Below are 21,387 nucleotides of genomic sequence, written 5' to 3' on the forward strand. Positions count from 1 at the left end.
TCCTCGTTGTGCACCAACCGCGGCGCCTCATCCAAATACTTCTTCGACAGATGATTCTTGAACATGTCCGGCGGCTCAACGATGTGATCATCCACGCTGATCAAAATCATCTCATCTTTATTCATTCTTGATTCCTTTCACGCCTACATGTGGGTGGGAAAAATCGGGTGCAACAGACTCTTTCAAGTCATCTCGGGTGGAAGACTGGCGTCTGGAAGCCGTCATCCTCGGGTCGAAAGGCGAGAACGACCGGCATTCCGGCGTGAAGGTGCTCGACCGAGCATTCCTCGATCACCGTCATCAGCCGTGGACCTTCGTCGAGATCAACCATCGCAAGGATGTACGGGGTACGCGCATCGAACGGGGCGGAGTTCTGGTGCACGACGCTCCAGGTGTAGAGCGTGGCGCGACCACTCGCCACAGTGGGGGACACGTCTTCGCTCCAGCAATGCGGGCAGAAGGGGCGCGAGTAGAAAGACTTCCGCCCGCATCCACCGCACGCATTGATCTGCAGGACATGATTGCTGATCGCCGACCACCAGTTTTCGCTGTCACAGTCGGTCGTAGGACGGTCGGGTGCGCTTGTCATCGTCACCTTCCGAGGATCATTGTCGCGCTGTGACTGAAGAAGCCACCCATTGCATGCACGCACGCCAGTCGGGCGTTCTCGACCTGCCGGGGGCCGCATTCGCCACGCAGCTGCCGAACCGCCTCCACCATGAGGAACATGCCGCGCATCCCCGGGTGGCATGCCGCAAGCCCGCCGCCGTCGGTATTCGTCGGCAGTGACCCGTTCGGCCTCAGCGCGCCCGATTCGAGGAACTTGCCGCCTTCGCCCTTGGCGCAGAAACCGAGATCTTCCACCGTGAGCAGGACGGTCGCGGTGAACGAGTCATACAGTTGACAGACGTCGATGTCTGCGGGTTCCACGCCAGCCTGGGCGAAGGCGCGGGGACCCGATATTGCGGCGGCCGATGTGGTGAAGTCGCCCCATTCGCTCATGCTGACGTGCGAAGTGGCATCCGCGGCGCCAAGTATCCAAATGGGTTCCTTGGCGCAGTCCCTCGCGACACGCTCGCTGGCGAGTACCACCGCCCCTCCGCCGTCGGTACGCAGACAGACGTGCTTTGTGGTGAATGGATCGGCGATCATCGGCGCGGTTGCGACGTCGTCGATCGTGAGCCTCTCGCGATCGAAAGCGTTGTCGTTTTTGGCTGCCCATTCGTGGGCCGCGACGGCGACCTCGGCGAGCTGGTCGGCGGTGGTGCCATAGTCGATCATGTGCCGACGGGCCGCCATGGCGTACTTCGCAATGAGGGTGGCTCCGTAGGGGGCCTCGTACTGCAGTACGCCGCCGGTGCCCATTGCGGCAGCCGAGCCACGCTGCCGGCGTTTCACGTCTGACCGCGCGGTGGAGCCGTAGGTGAGCAGCGCGACGTCGATCTCTCCGCTGGCGATCGCTGCCGCGGCGTGCCGCGCCATCACCTCCCACGAGGAACCACCGGTGTTCGTCGCATCGACCCAGACGGGCCGTAATCCCAGATACTCACTGACCTCAATGGGAGGCAACAGCGTGCCGTGGCCACCGAAACCCTCGACGGCATCCTTGGTCAAGCCTGCATCCGCGATGGCACGTCGTGACGATTGGGCCATCAGTTCCATCGCAGTCTTGTCCGGGACCCTGCCGCAATCGGACAGTCCGGCACCGACGATGGCGACTCGGCTCGCTGGCATAACCAATGAAAGCATACTGATAACGTCGTTTACGAATAGATGCAACGACGGTTCTCATTCGGCTAGCGTGGAGAACTGTGCCGGGATCCTTGCGAGCGTTGTTGGGTGGCGACAATGTGGTGCTGTGCCTCGCGCTGCTGAATTCTCGAACTCCGGATGTTCCCGCAATCGCTGCGACATGCGGATACGACGCCGTTTACGTCGACTTGGAACACACTTCGACGTCGTTGGAGACAGCCGGGTTGCTGTGTGCCAGTGCCTTGGGCGCGGGCATCGCGGGACTGGTGCGGGTGCCCTCCCTGGATCCCAGTGTGATCGCGCGAGTTCTCGACATCGGCGCCAGCGGAGTCATTGTGCCGCACATTAACTCGGCACACGAAGCGCGTGCGGTCGTCAGTGCTGCAAGATTTCCACCGATCGGCCACCGTTCGATATCCGGCCCGAATGCGCTCAGTGGATTCGCCCCTGTGCCAGCCACTGAATTGACCGCGATACTGGAGAGTCGCACAGTGGTCGCCGTCATGGTCGAAAGCCCTGAAGCTGTGGCTGCGGTGGACGACATCGCCTCTGTCGAGGGTCTCGACATGATCCTGATCGGCCCCAGCGATCTGACCGCCGAGATGGGCATCCACGGGGACTATGAGAATGAACGTTTCCATAATGCGGTAAAGTCCGTTGCAGCAGCTTGTCGAAACCACGGCGTGGCGCTCGGAGTGGCCGGAATCAAGTCCCTCGACCTGTTGGAACGCTTCGTCGACCTCGGTCTTCGATTCATCTCGGCAGGCACTGATGTGGGAATGATGACCGAGGCGGCCACACTTCGCGCACAGGCCCTGCGTGGACTCGACGGGCGGAGCGGTCGACACGACCGATGACCGAGGAAGTACACGAGGAGGACGGATGCCCACTGCGATCTATACCGACCAGGTCACGGACTCGATGGCGTGGACAGGCGCCGACTTCAGCAGCAAGGAGGACTTCTGCTTCGACCTGTCTTCGCGCAATGTGGCCGCCCTGGAATCGATCCTGGCAAGAACGGCGCACAAAAAGCGTGACGACATCACGGGCGACGACGTCCACCATCCCGACCTCGACGACGACCTCGCGCGCCTCTACCAGGACTTGATGTTCGGCAAAGGGTTGGCTTGTGTGAGAGGGTTCCCGGTCGAACAGCACTCGATCGAAGACCTCGAGCGCATCTACTGGGCCTTCTGCTGGCACCTCGGCTACCCGGTGTCGAACAATTCGTTCGGTCACCGGCTGGTTCGCGTTCAGGAGGAGATCCTGCCCAACGGAGTGCAGCCTGCACGCGGCACCAAGTCGCGAGCGGAATTGGCTATGCACAACGACGCCGCGGACATTCTCTCGCTGCTGTGTGTCTACCCGGCGTTCGAAGGAGGCGAAAGCCAATTCGCCAGCGGCCCCGCAGCGCACAACCGCATTCTCGCCGAACGGCCGGACCTGTTGGAGGTGCTCTACCGCGGCTTCCCGCACCACCGGCGAAGCGAACAACCAGACGATCAGCCGGATGTGACGCCGTACGACGTGCCGGTCTTTTCTCAGATCGACGGCCGCATCTGTCTCAATTTCACCTACAGCAGCATCCTGCCCGCGATGAAGACTCTGGGACGCGAGTTCACGCCTATCGAAGAGGAAGCGATCGAGCTGCTGCGCAATGTACTCGTAGAGCAGCAGGTCGAGTTCCGCCTCGAATCCGGTGAGGCTGCGGTCGCGAACAACTTTGCGATGTGCCATTCTCGCTCCGATTTTGTCAGCAGCAACGATCCAAAGAAGGCGCGGTGCTTCCTGCGAGCCTGGATGGAAGTGCCGCGCGAAGACCGGCGCCTACCGATGGGGCGCGAGTACTTTCACATGGAGAACAGGGATGGGCGCCTGGGCTACGACCCGGTCGAGGGCCGTGACGGAGCCATCGCGCAGAACGATTACAAGAACGTCGACGCCGCGCTCGCTGACATGTTCAAGGCCGCCCAGGCGAAGCCCAAGCCGAAGTCGTGACCAGAGTCCGTCCACGATTGGTCTTCGAACGGTGGACCGATCGCGTCGCGGGAGAGGTTCTCGAAGGCTCCGATATCGATGTGCTGCAGTTGGATCTGAGCGCCCCCGAAGTAGCGAATTGGGCAGCGCTGACGTCGGCGCACGGCTACCAGGTCGCAACCCGCACTGACGTTGCGGCGTTTGCGGGCGGTGCGCAGTGGCTGGCCGGCCAGAGGTTGGTGGAGCGGTGCGAACAGTTGCTCGCCGTCTGCTCGGCGGGCGCGGGATACGACGTCATCGATGTCGACGCCTGCACCCGCGCGGGAATCGCAGTGTGTAACAACTCCGGACCTGGCGCCGAGGCGGTGGCCGAGCACGCACTGGGCTTCATGCTCGATCTCGCGAAGCGAATCACCGTCGCGGACCGGGCCCTACGCACCGGACCGATCGGTGATCGGCTCAGATTGCGCGGGAGCCAGTTGCTCGGAAAGACACTGGGCGTGGTGGGGCTCGGCGCGATAGGCGGCAGGCTGGTCGAGCTGTGTGCGCCATTCGATATGGACGTCGTGGTCTTCGACCCCTACCTCGACGACATCACTGCCCAGGCCCGCGGAGTGCGCTCGGTATCCCTTGCCGAACTGCTCGAGCGGTCGGATTTCGTGCAGGTGACCTGTCCGCTCACGAAGGAGACCGAAGGTTTGTTCGGAACGGAGCAATTCGACGCGATGAAGCCAACGGCATTCTTCATCACGACGGCAAGGGGTCCCGTGCATGACGAAGCCGCGTTGCTCGAGGCGCTGGTTGCCGGGAGTATCGCGGGCGCGGGCCTGGACGTATTCCACGAAGAGCCCCCGCGGCAGGACAATCCACTGTTGAAGCTCGACAACGTCGTGGCGACGCCGCATACCGCCGGCATCACCGTAGAGGCTGCCCGCGACATTGCTATCGCGACCGCCGAACAGTGGCAAACGATCTTCAATGGGGGAGTGCCACCGAGGCTGCTCAATCCTGAGGTGTGGCCTCACTACTGCGACCGTTTTGAAGAAATACTCGGCGTCAGGCCGCAGGCCGTAGCCGCTGGAAAGGGGGCGTGAGCTGATGGCGACTTACGAGACCATCGAGGTCGATATCCGGGGCCACACCGCGTGTGTGACCTTGAACCGGCCCGAGGTCCTCAACGCGATCAACGATGAGATGATCGCGGAGCTGGCGGAAGTCTACGCGGACGTCGAACGGTCTCAGGACATCTGGACGGTCATCATCACCGGCGCAGGCCGCGCCCTGTGTGTCGGTGCCGACGTGAACAAGGCTGCCGAACACGACACGGAGAACGCGGCCGGGATCGACAACCAAGGTGAGCCGATATTGAGTTCGCTGCGGCAGTGGGACGCGCCGCAGGAGGCGACCCCGCCCTGGCTGCACATGACCAAGCCGATCATTTGCGCGGTCAACGGGATCGCCTGCGGTGCGGGGATGGATCTGGTCACCACGGCCGACATCACCATTGCCTCCGAGCGGGCATCGCTGATGGACCCACACGTCAGCATCGGGGTGACCTCCGGTCGGGAGGCGGTGCGACTTGCCAGGATTCTGCCGCTTCCGGTGGCGATGCGTCTGGTCCTGATGGGCAAGCATGAGCGACTCGACGCGCAACGCTGCTTCGACCTGGGCGTGTTCACCGAAGTCGTCGCGCACGACACCCTGATGGAGCGCGCCTGGGAGATCGCCGACGTGATCAACTCCAATGCTCCCTTGGCCGTCCGCGGTTCGCGTATGGCCGTACGTAAAGGACTGACCTTGCCCATCTATGAAGCCGAGCTGCTGGCCGAGAACTACAGGATGAAAGTCGCTCTGACCAAGGACGCGGTGGAGGGCCCGCGGGCGTTCTTGGAAAAGCGTGCACCCGATTGGAAGGCACTCTGATAGCAAGCGTTACCGAGGTAGGCCAAGTCCGCGTTGCGCGATGATGGTGCGCTGTACCTCGCTGGTCCCCGCATAGATGGTGGTGCCGAGCGCAAAGCGCAACGTGTGGTCGAAGCGTCCATTCTCGGGGGCTGTCGGCTCGAGGTAGCTGCGCAGCGCATCCGGTCCGACAAGCTCGACGATGTCCTGGCTGGCTCGCTCAAGCGCCTCCGTGCTGAACACCTTGGACATGGGACCTTCGGCGACCGGCACTTGCCCTTCTTCGACCATCCACACACATCGGCGCTGCAGCAGCATCGACACCTCGAGTTCCATTGCCGCCCGTGAGATTCGGCGTCGAACATCCTGGGCTTCGATGGGCGGCGCACCGCCCGGTTCGGACGGAGTCGCAGCCCACTGTTCGGCGTGATACAGAAGCCGGGCCAGGTGCGGGCCCCACCCCGACGCGTGCTCATCCTGCAGTGACAGGCCGAGTACCTGCCAGCCACCGTCGACCTCTCCGATGCGCCACTCGTCCCCGATGCGGACGTCACTGTAAAACGTGATATTGGTGCGTTCCCCCGACAGCGTCCACACCGCCTGAGCCGCAAACCCTTCCGCGCTGCAGGGGACGAGGAACATCGTAAGGCCCTTGTGCTTCGGCTTGTCAGGATTGGTCCGCGCCAGCAGGAAGATGTAGTCGGCGATGTGACCGTTGGTCGTGAACATCTTCGATCCATTGATCACCCAGTCATCGCCTTCACGAACCGCCTTGGTGGCGGCCGCGGCCACGTCGGACCCGCATTCGGGCTCGGTGAAGCCGAGTGCGATGGTGATATCGCCCCGCATCGCGCCGGCCAGGATCCGATCCTTCATGGTTGGCGTACCGACCTGGTGAATGATCGAGGCCACCATCCGGGTGGTCTCGGACAGATAGACGGGTGCGTCGAAGCGCATCATCTGCTCTTTGAGAACCTGGGCGTCCCAGGCATTTCGATTTTGTCCACCGAACTCCTCGGGCCAGTCCGGCGCGAAGTAGTGCTCCCCGACAAGACCCTTCGCGAAGTCGTCGTCGTGCGCGACACCGCTGCGGTATATCCGCTCCTCTGTCTCGGGGGTGAGGACCTTTCGCAGGTGCGCGCCGACCTCATCGCGGAAGGCCGCAGTCGCCGGGTCGAGTTGAAAGCGCATGTCGTTGCCCAATCTTGTGCGGGGAGGCAGTCGCAATGCCACCTAAACGATAATGCTAATCTCAAATCTGAGAATAATCATATCCGCCTGTGACGGGATGGACGTCGTGGATCTGACCTTAACTGAAGAGCAGCGGCAGCTTGTTGACTCGTTTGCGGCGCTGTTCACCCGGGAATCGTCGTCCGATAGGGTCCGAGCGGCCGAGCCCCTTGGCTTCGATCGGCAGCTGTGGGAAGCACTTCGGGGTACTGGGGTCATCGACATGGCGCTCGCGGAGGCCGACGGCGGCTGGGGCGCCTCCGTCACCGACCTTGCACTCGTCGCGGAACAGTTCGGCCGTACGGTCGCCTCGGTGCCCATGATCGAGGCACAGGTTGCCGCGCGCATTCTGGCCGCTGCAGGCGATGGGGAAGGCCTCGCCACTGCGTTGGAGGGCCGGAGCCTCGTTACCTTCGCCCCTAGGCAAGGCAGCGGTGCCCTGTTGCCCGTGGTCCCAGGAGCTGCGGTCGCCGACACCGTGGTGGTCTTCGTCGACGGACAGTTGCTCGCGGTTCCGATCTCCGGCGCCCGCCAAAAGGTCGCAAACCTGGGCTCGATGCCTCTGGCGGATGTTGTCGTCGGTACCGACGCTGCCGTGCTTGCCGAGGATGGCGACGCTCGCCAAATGTATGACGAGGCGCTCAACCTGTGGCTGACTTTGACTGCGTCGGCGCTCGCAGGCGCCGCGGCCAAAGCGGTGGAGATGGCCGCCGAGTACGCCAGGCAGCGCCACGCATTCGGCACCCCTATCGGCACCTTTCAGGCGGTATCCCATCCCCTTGCCGACAGCGCAACCGCTGCCGATGGAGCACGATTGTTGGCGCTGGAAGCCGCATGTGCGTTCGAGGACGAACCGCAACGAGTCACCGAACTGGCTGCGATGGCCTTCGCGTTCGCCTACGAGTCGGCGCGCGACGCGACCCGCCGCAGCCTGCACATCCATGGCGGCTATGGGTTCGGGATGGAGGGCGACATCCAACTGTTCTACCGGCGCGTCCGCGGCTGGGCGCTGGTTTTCGGCGACGCCAACGTCGCCTTGGACCGCGTCGCCGACGCTCGCTACGGCGTAGTCTCAGCCTGATCCGGACGGGGCGTCAGGATTGCAAAGCTCAACGTCGCGCGCGCTGCCAGGCGCTCGCGGCCGACGTCGAGAACATCCACAGCGACCACGACCGACCGGCGTCCCTTTCTGACAAGCGTTGCCACCGCCCGGGCGGGGCCCTCGATGATGGGCGCCAGGTAATGGATTGTCATGTCCGCGGTCCCGACGCCGGCGCCGCGGTCGGCTATCGCAAAGGCCAGCCTTCCGGCAGCAACGTCGATCAGCGTCGCAACCAGCCCGCCCTGCAAGGCACCGCGAACATTGATCAGGTCGGGCCGGTTGTGCAGATCAACGACGACCATCTCATCGGTTTCGAGTACGTCGTAGAACGGCATGGTGCCGAAGAGATGACCAGGGATGGTAACGGGCATCGGTTGCGGCGCAGGCAAATCGACGTCACCCCAAGCCGTCACTGCTCGGCTCTCACCTGGTTTTTGAGCGCAAGGACCACCGGGGGCGCGTCGCGCCAATCCGGGACGCCGTTTTCCGGTCCTGCGGTCGCACGCCCGTCTTCGCGCACCTGTGCCCAGTGCGAGTGATTGAGTTGGTGGAGCGTAAAGCACGCCTGCAGCGAGTTGTAGAAGCCCATGTTGTCGACCGTTTGATTGACGGACTCCTTGATCAGCAGCGCAGCCATGGTGGGTACGTCGGCGATCCTGCGAGCCATCTCGAGAGTGCGGTCGGCCAGTTCTTCACGGCCGAAGACCTTGCTGACCATGCCGAGGCGATGCGCCTCGTGGATGTCGATCGCATCGCCGGTAAGCATCAATTCTTTGGCTTTTCGGGGTCCGAATTCCCAGGGGTGTCCGAAGTACTCCATCCCGCACATTCCCAGCCGGGTCCCTACGACATCTGCGAACCGGACATCGTCGCTGCCGACGATCAGGTCGCATGCCCACATCAGCATCAAGCCGGCCGAGAAGACGTCTCCGTGCACTTGGGCGATGGTGATCTTGCGCAGATTGCGCCACCGCAGCGTGTTCTGGAAAAAGTAGTGCCACTCCTGCAGCATGCATTTCTCCGCGCCCTCCCGGCTGCCTCCATTGATCGACGCTGTCGGGTGCTGGTCGGGGCCAGGCAGATACTCGCTGATGGCTTGTTTGGAGCCGATGTCGTGGCCGGAGGAGAACATCTTGCCTTCACCGGCGAGGATGATGACGCGGACGGTGTCGTCGGCTTCTGCGGCACCGAACGCCTCGTCGAGTTCGACCAGCATGCCGCGGTTCTGGGCGTTGCGTTGATCCGGTCGGTTGAGAGAGATTCGCACGATTCGGCCGTCGTCGAAGGTCTGCCACTTCAAGAACCGGTAGTCGCTCACTATTCTCCCTCTGACTGCTGTGGTAATGATGTTACCGCTAATCGAGAAGCAATATTCTCACAAGTTCACGGGAGAATCGACATGGTGGTCGCCGACCGCAAGCCGCGGGTAATTCTCTGGGGCCCGGGCCAAGTGGGGATCGGCGCGCTGCGCGCCACCATCGCCCACCCTGGGCTTGAGCTGGTTGGGCTCGTGGTTCACTCGGAATCGAAGGACGGGCGCGATGCAGGAGATATCTGCGGGATGCCGGAGACCGGGGTGATCGCTACCCGGGACATCGATGCGGCACTGGCTGTGGAGGCCGATGTGGTGGCCTTCTTCGCATCAGGCGACTACCGGTACCGGGAGGCGGCCGAAGACGTCGCACGGTGCCTGCGAGCCGGCAAGAACGTCGTGTGCACGTCGCTGGTGCCGCTGTGTTACCCGCCTGCGGCGGATCGGGAAACCGTCGAGTTGCTTGAGCAGGCGTGCCGCGACGGCCACACCAGCCTGTTCAACAGTGGCGTGGATCCCGGCTGGGCGAACGACGTTATCGCGTTGACGATGACGGGATTCAGCTCGCGGGTCGACACCATCACCATGCTCGAGATCCTCGATTATGGCCCCATCGCTCAGCCCGAGATCATGTTCGACTTCATGGGTTTCGGTCATCCACCCGACTACCCGGCCCCGCTGTTCGACACGACCCGCCTTGCCGCACTCTGGGCCCCGATCGTGCACCTTGTCGCCGATGGTGTCGGGCTGCCGCTCGACGACGTCGTCACGACCATCGACAAGTGGCTCGCCACCGAGCGGTATGAGGTGGCGTCCGGTTGGGTGGAACCAGGGACCATGGGCGGGATGCGGTTCAAGCTCGCAGGCATGGCCGAGGGGGAGGAACGCATCGTCCTAGAACACGTCACCCGCATGGGTGAGCAGTCGGCACCGGACTGGCCGCGGCACCCGTCACCACACGGTGGATATCGCGTGATTGTCGATGGGTTGCCCACCTACACAGTGGATATCGAGATGCACGGTCGCGGCGACAACATGCGCGGGCTCACCTACGCGACGGTGATGCGTGAACTGAATGCCATTCCGGCGGTCATCGCCGCTCCGCCGGGGTTGCTGTCGACGCTCGATCTTCCTGTTGTCACGGGACCGATGCGTGGCGGGGACTGGCAGGGCGTGTTTCCGCGAAAGGTGGGCGCGTGAAAAGCCCTGAAGTCCCCCGTGTTTCCGACGATCTGTGGACGGTGATGAGTACCGCGACCGCGGTTCGCCGGTACCGGGACGAGCCCGTGCCCCATGAGGTGCTCGACAGATGCCTGCTGGCGGCGTCGTGGGCGCCCTCGGGCGGAAACCAGCAGCCGTGGCGATTCGTGGTAATCCGTTCTGCTGAACTGCGCGACGTCATTACCAGGGCCGCCCGGTCCACGTGGGAGGTCATGAAGGACTTCTACCGCATTCCAGACCTCGGAGAGGGCGCTGATGACCCGAAATCGCGGGTCTTGCGGACGATGGCCGAGCATATGGATGTCGGCGGCGCCGCCCCGGAGTTGGTCCTGTTCTGCGTGCAACCACAGAGGGGAACCACTGAGTTGCAACAAGCCGGGTCGATCTTTCCCGCTGTGCAGAACTTTCTCTTGGCGGCGCGTGCCCAGGGCCTCGGTGCGGCGATCACCCTGTGGCACGGCCACTGCGGTGATGAATTGCGGGCGTCGATCGGGATTCCCGACGACTGGCACATCGCCACGCTGTTGACGGTCGGCTGGCCCAAGGGAGGTCACCACGTCGTACGACGGAAGCCGCTGACGGCGGCCGCCGTCGTCGACCGGTGGGACCAGCCCTGGACCAGTGCGCGCTAGGACAAGCCGAAGAAGTTCTTGGCGTTGGTGGACAACACCTTTCGCTTCGTCGCCTCATCCAAGCCCGCTGTCGCCTTGTTGGCGACGTCGGTGCTGTGGGGCCAGTTGGTGTCGTTGTGGGGGTAGTCCGTTTCGAACATGAGCTGGTCCTCGCCAACGAGATCCAGGATGCGAAACGCGACGGGATCGCCGAAAGTGGAGAACCAGATGCGGCCGGGCACCTGGGTGCTGGGTGGCTCGGTCAGGAGGGGATGGATACCGCCCCATGCGCGGCGGTCCTCCCACACCTCGTCGACACGCTGCAGGTAATAGGGGATCCATCCGGCCTGGGCTTCGGCGAAGGCGATCTTGAGGGCGGGGAACTGCTTGAGCTTGGCCGAGAACAGCCAATCGACCAGTGCGATGGTGCAGTTGACGGCCATCAAGGCGCTCGTCACGACATGCGGTGAGTCGGGGGAGGACTTGGTCAGCGACGAACTGGACCCGATGTGCAGCATGATGCCCACCTGATTGCGCTCGCACGCCGCGAAGAACGGATCCCAGTAGCCGCTGTGAATCGACGGTAGATCAAGTCGCGCGGGAAGTTCGGAGAAGCACACGGCCGGCATGCCCTTGGCGGCGACACGCTCGACCTCTTGGGCGGCCAGGTCGACGTCCCACAGCGGAATGATCCCGAGCGGGATCAGGCGGCCGTTCGAGCTGCCGCCCCATTCGTCGATCTGAAAATCGTTGTAGGCCTGCACACACAGCAGTGCGAGATCTTTGTCCTTCGCGTGCAGGAAGCGTTGTCCACAGAACCTCACGAGGGTATTGGGAAAACATGCGGAGGCTTCGATGCCGGCGATGTCCATGTCCGCGAGGCGGTCCGCAGGTCGGTAACACCCGGGACGCATTTCGTCGTAGGTGATCGGGTCGGTGGTGAGCTCGTCGATCTCGTACCCTGCCGCAGCACTGATCAGCGGGATCGGGATCACGGCATCTTCGTAGTGCCAGATGTCCGCTTCCCGGCCGTCCTCATCGTCGACGAACGCAACGTCGGAGGTCACCGTCGGATCCATCCGGCCCCGGTGCCGGACAATCCGCGGTCCGATGTCCCGGTAGCGCTCCGGAAGTCGACTAGTCCACAAGTCAGCGGGTTCGACCAGGTGATCGTCCGGCGAAACGATCATGATGTCTGTGCTCAAGGCTGTGCTCCTTCGAGGACCGCGTGCTGCTCTCGGCGATCGCCATAAATCATTTCCATAAACGAGAATGAACGTTTTCAGGGTAGCGCATCGCTCCAAGATGGGCGCAGCTCGTCGGTCCGCCGATCAAGAACGGCCAATGACGAATCTGGCGAATCGACATACACGTGTAGGTAGATCGATAATTCTCGGCGAGATCGCGTATTCTCGTCTCATCATGATGGCAAAACGCAAGGGTGCGCGCGACGCCGACGACGTCCTCGAGATCGTCGACGCCGAGGTTGAGATGCCCACGACATGGCAACAGCGGACGATCGAGCGGCGCCTGAGCACCGCCCGGGCACGCGCCCTGGCGCGGAGTTCCAGGTTCCTCGCGACGGCACTGGAGCTGATCGAGGAGTCCGGGCGGGCCGACTTCACGATCCAGACCTTGATCGACAGGTCGAACCTCAGCCTGCGGGCGTTCTACCAGCATTTCGCGGGCAAAGACGAACTGTTGCTGGCGCTCTACGAGAACGTCACCAGTCAGTTCACCGAGAGCATCCGCCAAGAGGTCGCCGCGGCAGACGGGCCGATGGAGCAGCTCGAGGCGTTCTGCCGCGGATTCCTGTCGCGGGCCGAATCGTCAGAAGCGGTCGGCGGTCGCGTCATGACGATCTACAACCTCAGCCTGGAGATCGAGCGCCCGGAAGACTTCGCAAAGATCTGGGAGCCGCACCAAAAGTTGCTGACCAAGATCTTGACGGCGTGCTCGCGGGCCGGGTTGGTGCGTAAGGACCTTTCGCTCGCGCAGATGACCACGCTGCTCAATTCGACGCTGACTGCGCTCGCGCAGATCGGTGTCTTCCAGCTGGGCATCAAGGGCACCAACCTGAGTGAAGAGCAGTTGTGGGCGTGGTGCAGGCAAGCGGTGTCGCCACCGGCCGAAGAAGTGAAGCCGCCCACACGTACCAAGGGTTCGGCGTCGCCGAGGCGCTCAAGGACGGCTGCAAGCTGACCGCCGCGCGGCGACGATAGTCGAGAGGGTACGTTCTCACTGGCAAGAGGGGACGGCCGGTGGATTTTGGAGATGTCACACCAGACAAGGCTGCAATAATCCTGCATCCGTCGGGCCGTGTCGTCACCTTCGGGGAACTCGACGCGAGCGCGAACAAGCTGGCGCACTACCTCCGTGCTCACGGGCTGATGGCAGGCGACACCGTCGCCGTGCTGATGGAGAACAACGAATACATCCATGCGGTGATGTGGGCTGCACACCGTAGCGGGTTGTACTTCACTCTGATCAACTCACATCTGACTGCGCAGGAGGCCGCCTACGTCGTCCACGACTGTCGTGCCCGGGCGCTCATATCGTCCCGCGCGATGCTGGAAGTGTGTGCCGCACTAGAACAGTACTTGCCCGAAAGCCTGCCGGCTGTTGCGCTCATTGCGGACGCAGAGCTAGATGGCTGGCAACGATACCCGGAATGTGTTGCGCAAGAGCCCATCCGGTTCACACCGGGCGCGCGCGAGGGTCAACTGCTGCAGTACTCCGCCGGCAGCACCGGTCGGCCGAAGGGTATTCGACGCCCGCTGGCTACCGGGCGCTCGAAGCGCGCCACCCTCCCGACACCGGTCTTCACAGCGCTTGGGGTGACGCCGGACTCGGTCTACCTCAGTCCAGCGCCGACGTATCACACGGCTCCGGCGATGTGGACGATGTCGGCGCAAGCGATCGGAGCCACGACCGTGATGATGGAGCGCTTCGATCCCGAGGGTGCCCTCGACTGTGTTGACCGCTATCAGGTGACGCATGCGCAGTTCGTGCCGACGATGTTCGTTCGGATGCTGCGGCTACCAGACCACGTAAGGCGTCGCTTCGATCTGTCGAGTCTTCAACGGGTCATCCATGCCGCTGCTCCGTGTCCGCCTGTCATCAAGCACCAGATGCTCGAGTGGTGGGGGCCGATCATCGACGAATACTACGGATCCTCGGAAGGCGCTGGCATTTCGTTCATCCGGGCCGAAGAGTGGCTCGAAAGACCGGGATCGGTGGGCAAGCCGATACTGGGCCGTCCACACATTCTCGATGACGACGGCGATGAGTTGCCCCCGGGTCGAATCGGGGATGTGTACTTCGAGGGTGGGTACCCGTTCGAGTACCTGAACGACTCCGCAAAAACAGCGTCGTCGCGATCAGCGCAGGGCTGGGTTACCGTCGGCGACATCGGATATCTCGATGATGATGGCTATCTCTTCCTCACGGATCGTCGACACCACATGATCATTTCGGGCGGGGTCAACATCTACCCGCAGGAAATCGAGAACGTGCTCATCGGCCACCCGTCGGTCGCCGATGTGGCGGTGTTCGGTGTTCCCGACGATGACCTCGGGCAGCGGGTGATGGCCGTCGTCGAGTTGACTGATCCCAGTCGTGCCGGCGAGGCGGTGTCTGCAGGGTTGATGTCCTGGGCCCGGGATCGCCTGGCACGCCACAAGCTCCCGCGCGAGGTGATCTTCGAGCCACACCTGCCTCGAACTGATGCCGGCAAGCTCTACAAGAACAGGCTCATTGCGAAGTACGGCAAATCAGCGCCAGCCTGAGTCACCAAGACGGGATGGGTGCGCACACGCGGTTGGGTGGCGAACCGCTGCGTCGCTGCGACTCGCTTTGCGCAGCAGCGGAGCGACCTGCTGCGCTCAGCGGTATTCGGGATTGGCGAAGTCGTAACGGCATCCTGCGTCCCACCCGGAGCGGATGTTGCCGTGGGCGGGAATCCCGCCGGCAGTTCGGAGCATCTGGGCCACGTGCATCAGGTTCCACGTCATGAAGGTGGTGTTGCGATTGGTGAAGTCGTTTTCCGGACCGCCCGATCCCGGGTCGAGGTAGGACGGGCCGGGCCCCGCCTCGCCGATCCACCCCGCGTCGGCTTGTGGCGGGATGGTGTAGCCGATGTGTTGCAGCGTGTAGAGCACGTTCTGGGCGCAGTGTTTGACACCGTCTTCGTTGCCGGTAATGAGGCACCCGCCCACGCGGCCGTAGTACAGATATTGTCCGGCGTCGTTGAGCAGATGCGATCCGCCGTAGAGGCGCTCGTGCACTTGCTTCATCACTGAGCTGTTGTCGCCCAACCAGATTGGTCCTGCAAGCACCAGAATGTCGGCGGCCAGCACCTTCTCGAAAATCATCGGCCAATCGTCGACGGTCCATCCGTGTTCACGCATGTCCGGCCAGACCCCAGTGGCGATGTTGTGGTCGACGGCGCGCACCACGTCCACCTCGACGCCGTGCTTGGTCATGATCTGTGTGCTGATGTCGACCAGCCCCTGGGTGTTGCTGGGCTCTGGAGAGCGCTTCAATGTGCAGTTGATGAACAATGCTCGTAGTCCAGTGAAGTCGTACGGCTGATCGGTCATTTCGACCTGCTCCTTACGTTGTGAACCTGGGGTGATGGCAACGTCGTTTCGCGGTGTGTTCTCACCCCGCGCGACGGCGTACCGCCACCGTGGTGCGGCTCCGGTTCTCGGCGTCGGTATGTCTAAGTGTGTGACGGCTACCTAAGCGTTACACGCCTGGCGCCTCGCAATGCCTCGACGCGCAAGAGCAGGCGAGCGCGACGCGGGGTCGCGTCGTTCGTAGCGTGCGGTCATCGGTGCTGACGTTGGATCCGGTACACCGTTGCGGGGGGAAGATTGCGTGGTGTCCAGCCGACTCGCGTGGCCTGTAGTTGCAGGCAGTGGAGCATTTTCGGACGAACGGGGCATTTTGGACCGTAGGTGAACTGGTAGAAGCATCCTTGCGGGCCGAGCAGCGCGAACGCTGTCGAGAGCACTCCGGACACCTCGCCTTTTGGCATGGACAATATCGGTAGTCCGCTGATGACGGCGTCGACGTCGCTAGTACCACTCAGCTGCCATGGGTCGGTGGCGGCGTTGGCACGCACAACTTGGACGTCCTCGAATCGGGCCGTGAGCAGGTCGGCGAACGCAGGGTCGGCCTCCACCACCGTCAGGTGGGATGGCGGTAGGCCACGGGCCAGCAGCTCGCGAGTAAAAGCGCCGGTGCCCGGTCCGAGTTCGACTACGCGGTCCGACGCGGAGATATCCCTAGTGATGAGACGGGCCAGCGCACCGCTGGACGGCGCGATGGCGGCGGTCCGTAGTGGGTGTTGCAGCCACGAGCGGAGAAAGGTCGTCGCGTCACTGCGCGCTCCGCGGCCGGAGTCGGCTGCGGGGCCGGATCTCGTGCTTGCCCCACCTGAATGGAAAGTAGGGTTATGGCCATGAGTCGCCGCATATTTCGCGCGAAGCCCCCGTGTCTCGCAGAGTGTCATGGTGTTATTGGACCCGCGGCTTCGGGTAGCTACCAGGGTCGGGCGGTCCGAGGATCACATCTCCTCGGGCTGACGACACGTCACATCGCCTGCTGTTCGATCGCCTGGTGAATGGTGCGCACGCTCGGGCGAAATCCGAGCCGTCGCGCGAGGCCGCCGTCCATCTGCAAATGCCAGGGATTTTCGAGCGCCCTCGACGATGACTCTGCGGCGCCGCCGGCTAACTCGACGAGCTCGTAGAGCGATATCGGCGCGTCGTCGGTGATATTGACGACGAGGCGATCCATTGCCCCGGCGAGTGCGAGACGCGTGGCCACCGCGATGTCTCGGTGATGAATGAGGCTCATCCTCTGCGCGGGATGGAATGCTGCGCTCGCGACGAGCTCGGGCAGTGAGTTCAGGTGGCCGTCGCGATCGCCGTAGACGAACCCGTAGCGCTGGATGCTCCAGGTCAGAGTGCCACTGCACAAGACTCTTTCGGCCGCCAGCTTACTCGCCGGGTAGGCGTGCTGCGGGTCGGTCGTATCGCCTTCACGACTCGGTCGGGTGCTGTCGGCGTTATAGACGTGCGAAGTGCTGGCCATGATGAAGCGCGCTCGCGGTGCGTGACGCTCTGTCGCGGAGATGAGGTTGCGGGTTCCTTCGAGGTTCGTCCTCCAGATCAGGTCGGAATCCGTTGTGCGGAAGGCCGCAGCAAGATGAATGATCGCATCGACCCCGTTCACCGCTGACGCCAGTGACTCGGCGTCTGCTAAGTCGCCGATCACCTCCGTCACTTCCCGCGGCACCGAGTTTTCGCGCCGTACGATGGCGCGGCACTCGTGGCCGTCCTCGACGAGGCGCGGTATCAGTCTTGCGCCCACCAGACCGGTCGCTCCCGTGACGAGGATCTTCATCAAAAACCCTTTCCCAGTTGCCGCTCGAGTCGTTCGGTCGCAGCCTTGAGTACACGTACGGTGATCTCGATGTCCTGAGTTTCGATTCCGCCGAAGGCAACGGCATGTATCGAATTCAGGTCGGGTAGCTCGTGCCACAAAGCTTCACCGATCGCCGTGAGCCGCAGCAGCTTACGTCTCTTATCGGTGCTGTCGGGTGTCTGCTCGACGAGCTTCTTCCGAACAAGGGTGACAACGACCGAACTCAGTGTCGCGCGTTCGACGTGCAGCACGCGTTGCAACTCGCGTTGGTGAGTGGGTCCCGCATGAGCCAGCTGATAGAGGATGTACCACTGGGTGGCGCCGAGATCATGCGGTCGCAGAGCGTCCTCCATGACCGCGCGGGCGGCGAGGTAGCACCGCTTGGTCCACGCCCCAACCGTGTCGTGTTGGACCGCCATTCTGTCAGGCACCAGACAATACTGTCTGCTAGCAGACTAAAAGTCAATCAGCAGTGCCCATTGGCGAAACCGCGCTTCCCCCAGGGATATTCGTCGGTGCGCCTCGGCTATTGCCGCTCCGACCCACGATCGGGGGTGTGCGAGTCCCTGGATGTTCCCTCCGAACGCAGCCAGAATGGCGAAATGGATCAACGTCAATTCGCTGAGTTCCTGCGCAGCCGCCGCCTGGCGCTGACTCCCGAAGACGTCGGGTTGCCCGGCGGCCCGCGGCGTCGGACGACGGGGTTACGTCGTGAAGAAGTTGCCTCGCTCGCGATGATCTCGACCGATTATTACTGCCGAATGGAACAGCAGCGCGGCTCACAGCCGTCGCTGGAGGTGGTGGCCTCGCTGGCGAAGGCGCTGCGACTGTCGCTGGACGAGCGTGATCATCTGTTCCGACTGACCGGTCACAATGCTCCTGCCCGCTCTGCGGGTGGCAACGAGGTCAGCGCTGCGATGATGCGCATAGTGGACCGACTGCAGGACACTCCTGCGCAGGTGATGTCCGCATTGGGGGAGACTCTGGTTCAAACGCCGCCGGCGCGCGCGCTTCTCGGTGACGAGACCAGGTATGAAGGAATGTCCCGCAGCGTCCTCTACCGGTGGTTCACCGACGAGGAGGCGCGCCGCGCATACCCGGGCGAGGATCATCTGAAGGTCGGGCGGTCTTTCGTAGCGGGCGCTCGCGTCGCGTACGTGCGGGATGGCGCGACATCACGGGCCGCCCAGGTGATCGACGCGCTACTGGAGCGCAGCTCGGAGTTCGCTGAGCAGTGGGCACAACACCGCGTAGAACAGCCTCACGAGCTCGCGAAGCGAATTGTGCACCCGAAGTTGGGTGTGCTTGACCTTCAGTGCCAAGTTCTCCATGACGTGGCGCAACTTCATACGCTGCTGGTGTTCACCGCGGACCCCGGAACCGCCAGCCATGCCAAGCTCGCGGCACTCTGCGCGGCGCCGCACGAGTACCAACGCGACCAACTCGCCCAACCGTTCGTGCAGATGCGCCGATGACGTAACGGTCTGAAAACGAGGACTGCCGCGAGCAGGCGTCAGCTCTCGAATCGGTGGTGGCCTATGACCGACAGCAACTGCAGGGTCGTGTCGTCAGCCGAACCTGGAATCGCGTAATAGATCACCACCCGCTGGCTGCGGTCGGTCACCGTGAGTATCTCCCGTTGCAACTCGAGCGGGCCGAGGGCCGGATGGATGAAACGACGCGGCTCGATGGTGAAGGGGCCGTCCCTCGGCTCATCGCTTCTCCAGAGCGCGGCGAACTCCACACTCCGAGTGAGCAGGGTCTCGATAAGACCCTCGACAGACCGGCTGGCGTGCGCACCGGACTGCGCACGCCGCAGGTCCGCGGCGATTTCCACACCGATCGCACGATGATCGGACGGCGCGTAGCGCTCCCGCTCGCGGGCGTCGAAAAACCAGCGATAGTAGCCGCTGCGTGCCCGTCCGCGATGTCTCGTTAGATCGCCGACCAGCGATGTGGAAGCCGGTGTCTGCCAGAGCACTTCGCCTATCGATCCGACAGAGTGCGCAGGGATGTCGGCGAGCCTGTCGAGCAGCAGCATCACTCCTGGATCGACGTGCGCGCAGCCCTCGTCTTCGCCGGCGGAGTAACCGGCTGCCGCGAACATCCTGTCGCGTTCCTCCCGCGTGAATCGAAGGCCGCGTGCTATGCCGGCCAATGTGGACGGCGATGGATGAGGCCTGGATCTGCTGTCTTCCCGGGACCGCTCCAGCCTGCTGTAGTAGGCGGGCGATATTGAGCAGAGCTGTGCGACTTCCTCGCGGCGAAGCCCTGGCGTGCGCCGTCGTCTGCCACGGGCGAATCCGACGTCTTCGGGCTGTAGGACTCGGCGACGCGTTCGAAGCATGTCCGCTACCCGGTCGAGATCCACTTCCGGAAACGTCACAGGAAGATGATGCGGCGGCGATGACGATCTGAGGAAGGACCTGACCATCCGCGGATCCGCGATCCATGGACGCTCAGCCAGGGAGCGTCGATCAGGGGATGACCGAGCCCTGCATCCGGCTCCAGGAACGTGCCAGGGTCGAAGAACAACAGCAACGCCGCTATCTAGGCAAGGAGACCACAGTGGGTCGCAAATCGCAGGTTGTCGTGCCCAACATGAAGGGCCGTCTGGCCGTCATCACAGGAGCCAGCGACGGCATCGGCTACGCCCTCGCGAGCAGACTAGCCCGTGCCGGCGCCGACCTGGTGCTGCCCGTGCGCAACCTCGATAAGGGCCGCAGGGCTGTCGAGCAGATCCGCGCCCTCGCTCCCGGTACAGACATCGAGCTTCTTACGATGGACCTGTCGTCGTTGCAGTCGGTTGCCGATTGCGCCGAGCGCCTCTTGCAGGCCGGGCGCCCGATCAACGTGCTGATCAACAACGCCGGAGTGATGAGTCCGCCGCATCGGCAGAAGACGGCGGATGGTTTTGAACTGCAGTGGGGGACAAATCATCTGGCACACTTCGCGCTCAGTGCCCGGCTACTTCCTCTCCTGAAGGCCGGCGGTGCGCGGGTTACCACCCAGTCGAGCGTCTCTGCGCAGATGAACGGAATCAACTGGAACGACCTCAACTTCGAGAAGTCCTATTCCGAATCAAAGGCCTACAGCCAATCCAAGATCGCCAATCTCATGTTTGGATTGGAGCTCGAGCGTCGTAGCGGTGCCGCAGGCTGGGGCATCTCCAGCAACGCATCGCACCCCGGCGTGACGCCCACCAATCTCCTGAGGGCTCAGCCGCACATGGGACGCTCCCGAGACACTCTGGGTTTCCGCATGGTCGAGACCTGCTCCCGACTCGGCCTGCTCAATCGGACTGCTGAGGAAGGAATGTTGCCCGCGCTCTACGCCGCGACGCATCCACAGGCCGAAGGTGGCAAGTTCTACGGACCCAGCGGGTTTCTCCACTTGTCGGGTGACCCTGCCGAACAGAAGGTATATCGACCGGCTCGTGACGCGGACGAGGCTGCACGGCTGTGGGATGTGTCCGAGAAGCTCGTGGGCGTCCAGTTCGCCACGCGCTGAACCGGCTGGTTTGCCGGGGAGCTGTCGCTGCATAGCGCACGCAAATACGTTTCCGCGACGACGAGGTTGGGCAGATGGAAGGCGAACGCCATCACCTGATCGAACCATCCGGTGAACGAGCTTGTGCGGCCGCCAATTCCGAGCACTCGCGATTCACCGTACTCAAGTCTGTCAGCCAGGACGCGATGATCAGGACGAACAGCCTGAACGCCCACGCTCGATGTCTGGTGAAGTCGCGGGCACGTGCGTGATGAAGCAAGGAACTCGCCTCGGGTCACCGTCACCGGTGACTTCAGAGGTGGGTGGAGGGCGTCGTGGCCGGCTGTACGCGCCGC

22 protein-coding genes are annotated in these 21,387 nt (G+C 63.2%); 11 read left to right on the top strand and 11 right to left on the bottom strand.

The annotated features are described in order from the left end of the window. Nucleotides 1-187: 187 nt before the first annotated feature. The gene (locus AWC12_RS27000; protein WP_085178065.1) at nt 188-589 is read right to left on the bottom strand and encodes a Zn-ribbon domain-containing OB-fold protein; all 402 of its coding nucleotides are present in this window, start codon (nt 587-589) and stop codon (nt 188-190) included. A 2-nt stretch (nt 590-591) separates the two neighbouring features. Next, entirely contained in the window at nt 592-1,734 is a 1,143-nt protein-coding gene (locus AWC12_RS27005; protein ID WP_085178066.1) for an acetyl-CoA acetyltransferase, read from the bottom strand. A gap of 77 nt (nt 1,735-1,811) precedes the next feature. On the opposite strand from AWC12_RS27005, the gene AWC12_RS27010 reads away from it, so the two are divergent. From AWC12_RS27010 to AWC12_RS27025, 4 genes are read left to right on the top strand one after another with little or no spacing between them, the layout of a single operon-like run. After that, nucleotides 1,812-2,609, top strand: coding sequence for an HpcH/HpaI aldolase family protein (locus AWC12_RS27010; RefSeq protein ID WP_234814174.1), 798 nt, complete (start codon nt 1,812-1,814; stop codon nt 2,607-2,609). Nucleotides 2,610-2,634: 25 nt separating this feature from the next. Then, nucleotides 2,635-3,750, top strand: a complete 1,116-nt coding sequence (locus AWC12_RS27015) for a TauD/TfdA family dioxygenase (protein ID WP_085178068.1) — start codon at nt 2,635-2,637, stop codon at nt 3,748-3,750. Beyond that, a complete protein-coding gene (locus AWC12_RS27020) occupies nt 3,747-4,823 on the top strand; it encodes a hydroxyacid dehydrogenase (protein ID WP_085178069.1) in 1,077 nt (358 codons plus the stop codon). Before AWC12_RS27015 ends, AWC12_RS27020 begins: the two co-directional genes overlap by 4 nt. 4 nt (nt 4,824-4,827) lie before the next feature. Then, nucleotides 4,828-5,652: an enoyl-CoA hydratase/isomerase family protein gene (locus AWC12_RS27025; protein ID WP_085178070.1), complete on the top strand. Its 825-nt coding sequence runs from the start codon at nt 4,828-4,830 to the stop codon at nt 5,650-5,652. A gap of 9 nt (nt 5,653-5,661) precedes the next feature. On the opposite strand, the gene AWC12_RS27030 is transcribed toward AWC12_RS27025, so the two are convergent. Beyond that, nucleotides 5,662-6,822 carry an acyl-CoA dehydrogenase family protein gene (locus AWC12_RS27030; protein ID WP_085178088.1) on the bottom strand — a complete coding sequence of 387 codons (1,161 nt, stop codon included), beginning with the start codon at nt 6,820-6,822 and terminating at the stop codon, nt 5,662-5,664. Nucleotides 6,823-6,928: 106 nt separating this feature from the next. On the opposite strand from AWC12_RS27030, the gene AWC12_RS27035 reads away from it, so the two are divergent. Further along, nucleotides 6,929-7,942, top strand: a complete 1,014-nt coding sequence (locus AWC12_RS27035; protein ID WP_085178089.1) for an acyl-CoA dehydrogenase family protein — start codon at nt 6,929-6,931, stop codon at nt 7,940-7,942. Here the strand turns inward: AWC12_RS27035 and AWC12_RS27040 are convergent. Both AWC12_RS27040 and AWC12_RS27045 read right to left on the bottom strand, forming a co-directional pair. Then, on the bottom strand, nt 7,921-8,334 hold the full coding sequence (locus AWC12_RS27040; RefSeq protein ID WP_085178071.1) for a PaaI family thioesterase: 414 nt from the start codon (nt 8,332-8,334) through the stop codon (nt 7,921-7,923). The genes AWC12_RS27035 and AWC12_RS27040 overlap by 22 nt on opposite strands. Nucleotides 8,335-8,372: 38 nt before the next feature. After that, nucleotides 8,373-9,281, bottom strand: coding sequence for an enoyl-CoA hydratase (locus tag AWC12_RS27045; protein WP_085178072.1), 909 nt, complete (start codon nt 9,279-9,281; stop codon nt 8,373-8,375). A gap of 81 nt (nt 9,282-9,362) precedes the next feature. Here AWC12_RS27045 and AWC12_RS27050 point away from each other — a divergent pair, with 81 nt between their 5' ends. Further along, nucleotides 9,363-10,475, top strand: a complete 1,113-nt coding sequence (locus AWC12_RS27050; protein WP_085178073.1) for an NAD(P)H-dependent amine dehydrogenase family protein — start codon at nt 9,363-9,365, stop codon at nt 10,473-10,475. 44 nt (nt 10,476-10,519) lie between these two features. Next, entirely contained in the window at nt 10,520-11,128 is a 609-nt protein-coding gene (locus tag AWC12_RS27055) for a nitroreductase family protein (protein ID WP_085178074.1), read from the top strand. Here AWC12_RS27055 and AWC12_RS27060 read toward each other — a convergent pair. After that, nucleotides 11,125-12,312: an amidohydrolase family protein gene (locus tag AWC12_RS27060; protein WP_085178075.1), complete on the bottom strand. Its 1,188-nt coding sequence runs from the start codon at nt 12,310-12,312 to the stop codon at nt 11,125-11,127. The two genes, AWC12_RS27055 and AWC12_RS27060, sit on opposite strands and share 4 nt — an antisense overlap. Before the next feature lie 220 nt (nt 12,313-12,532). Between AWC12_RS27060 and AWC12_RS27065 the strand changes: the two genes are divergently transcribed. Both AWC12_RS27065 and fadD4 read left to right on the top strand, forming a co-directional pair. Next, entirely contained in the window at nt 12,533-13,309 is a 777-nt protein-coding gene (locus tag AWC12_RS27065; RefSeq protein WP_420087750.1) for a TetR/AcrR family transcriptional regulator, read from the top strand. Nucleotides 13,310-13,368: 59 nt separating this feature from the next. Continuing rightward, nucleotides 13,369-14,895 (top strand): fatty-acid--CoA ligase FadD4, encoded by a 1,527-nt coding sequence (gene fadD4, locus AWC12_RS27070; RefSeq protein ID WP_085178077.1) that lies wholly within the window; start codon nt 13,369-13,371, stop codon nt 14,893-14,895. Between the two features lie 96 nt (nt 14,896-14,991). Here the strand turns inward: fadD4 and AWC12_RS27075 are convergent, their stop codons facing one another. From AWC12_RS27075 to AWC12_RS27090, 4 genes are all read right to left on the bottom strand, one after another. Continuing rightward, on the bottom strand, nt 14,992-15,708 hold the full coding sequence (locus tag AWC12_RS27075; protein WP_085178078.1) for a flavodoxin family protein: 717 nt from the start codon (nt 15,706-15,708) through the stop codon (nt 14,992-14,994). A gap of 230 nt (nt 15,709-15,938) precedes the next feature. Further along, nucleotides 15,939-16,625 carry a class I SAM-dependent methyltransferase gene (locus AWC12_RS27080; protein ID WP_085178079.1) on the bottom strand — a complete coding sequence of 229 codons (687 nt, stop codon included), beginning with the start codon at nt 16,623-16,625 and terminating at the stop codon, nt 15,939-15,941. Nucleotides 16,626-16,705: 80 nt separating this feature from the next. Then, complete coding sequence (locus AWC12_RS27085) at nt 16,706-17,521, bottom strand: NAD-dependent epimerase/dehydratase family protein (RefSeq protein WP_085178080.1); 816 nt, start codon at nt 17,519-17,521, stop codon at nt 16,706-16,708. Then, entirely contained in the window at nt 17,521-17,973 is a 453-nt protein-coding gene (locus AWC12_RS27090; protein WP_234814176.1) for a MarR family winged helix-turn-helix transcriptional regulator, read from the bottom strand. The genes AWC12_RS27085 and AWC12_RS27090 overlap by 1 nt, the downstream gene beginning before the upstream one ends. A gap of 171 nt (nt 17,974-18,144) precedes the next feature. On the opposite strand from AWC12_RS27090, the gene AWC12_RS27095 reads away from it, so the two are divergent. Beyond that, the gene (locus AWC12_RS27095; protein WP_085178082.1) at nt 18,145-19,017 is read left to right on the top strand and encodes a helix-turn-helix transcriptional regulator; all 873 of its coding nucleotides are present in this window, start codon (nt 18,145-18,147) and stop codon (nt 19,015-19,017) included. A 38-nt stretch (nt 19,018-19,055) separates the two neighbouring features. Here AWC12_RS27095 and AWC12_RS31995 read toward each other — a convergent pair whose 3' ends face one another. Then, nucleotides 19,056-19,976, bottom strand: coding sequence for an MmyB family transcriptional regulator (locus AWC12_RS31995; RefSeq protein ID WP_085178083.1), 921 nt, complete (start codon nt 19,974-19,976; stop codon nt 19,056-19,058). A gap of 50 nt (nt 19,977-20,026) precedes the next feature. Here AWC12_RS31995 and AWC12_RS27105 point away from each other — a divergent pair, with 50 nt between their 5' ends. Further along, nucleotides 20,027-21,052 carry an SDR family oxidoreductase gene (locus tag AWC12_RS27105; RefSeq protein ID WP_110808761.1) on the top strand — a complete coding sequence of 342 codons (1,026 nt, stop codon included), beginning with the start codon at nt 20,027-20,029 and terminating at the stop codon, nt 21,050-21,052. The last annotated feature ends 335 nt before the right edge of the window (nt 21,053-21,387 follow it).

It is taken from the genome of Mycolicibacterium iranicum (assembly GCF_002101705.1).
Classification (GTDB): domain Bacteria; phylum Actinomycetota; class Actinomycetes; order Mycobacteriales; family Mycobacteriaceae; genus Mycobacterium; species Mycobacterium iranicum.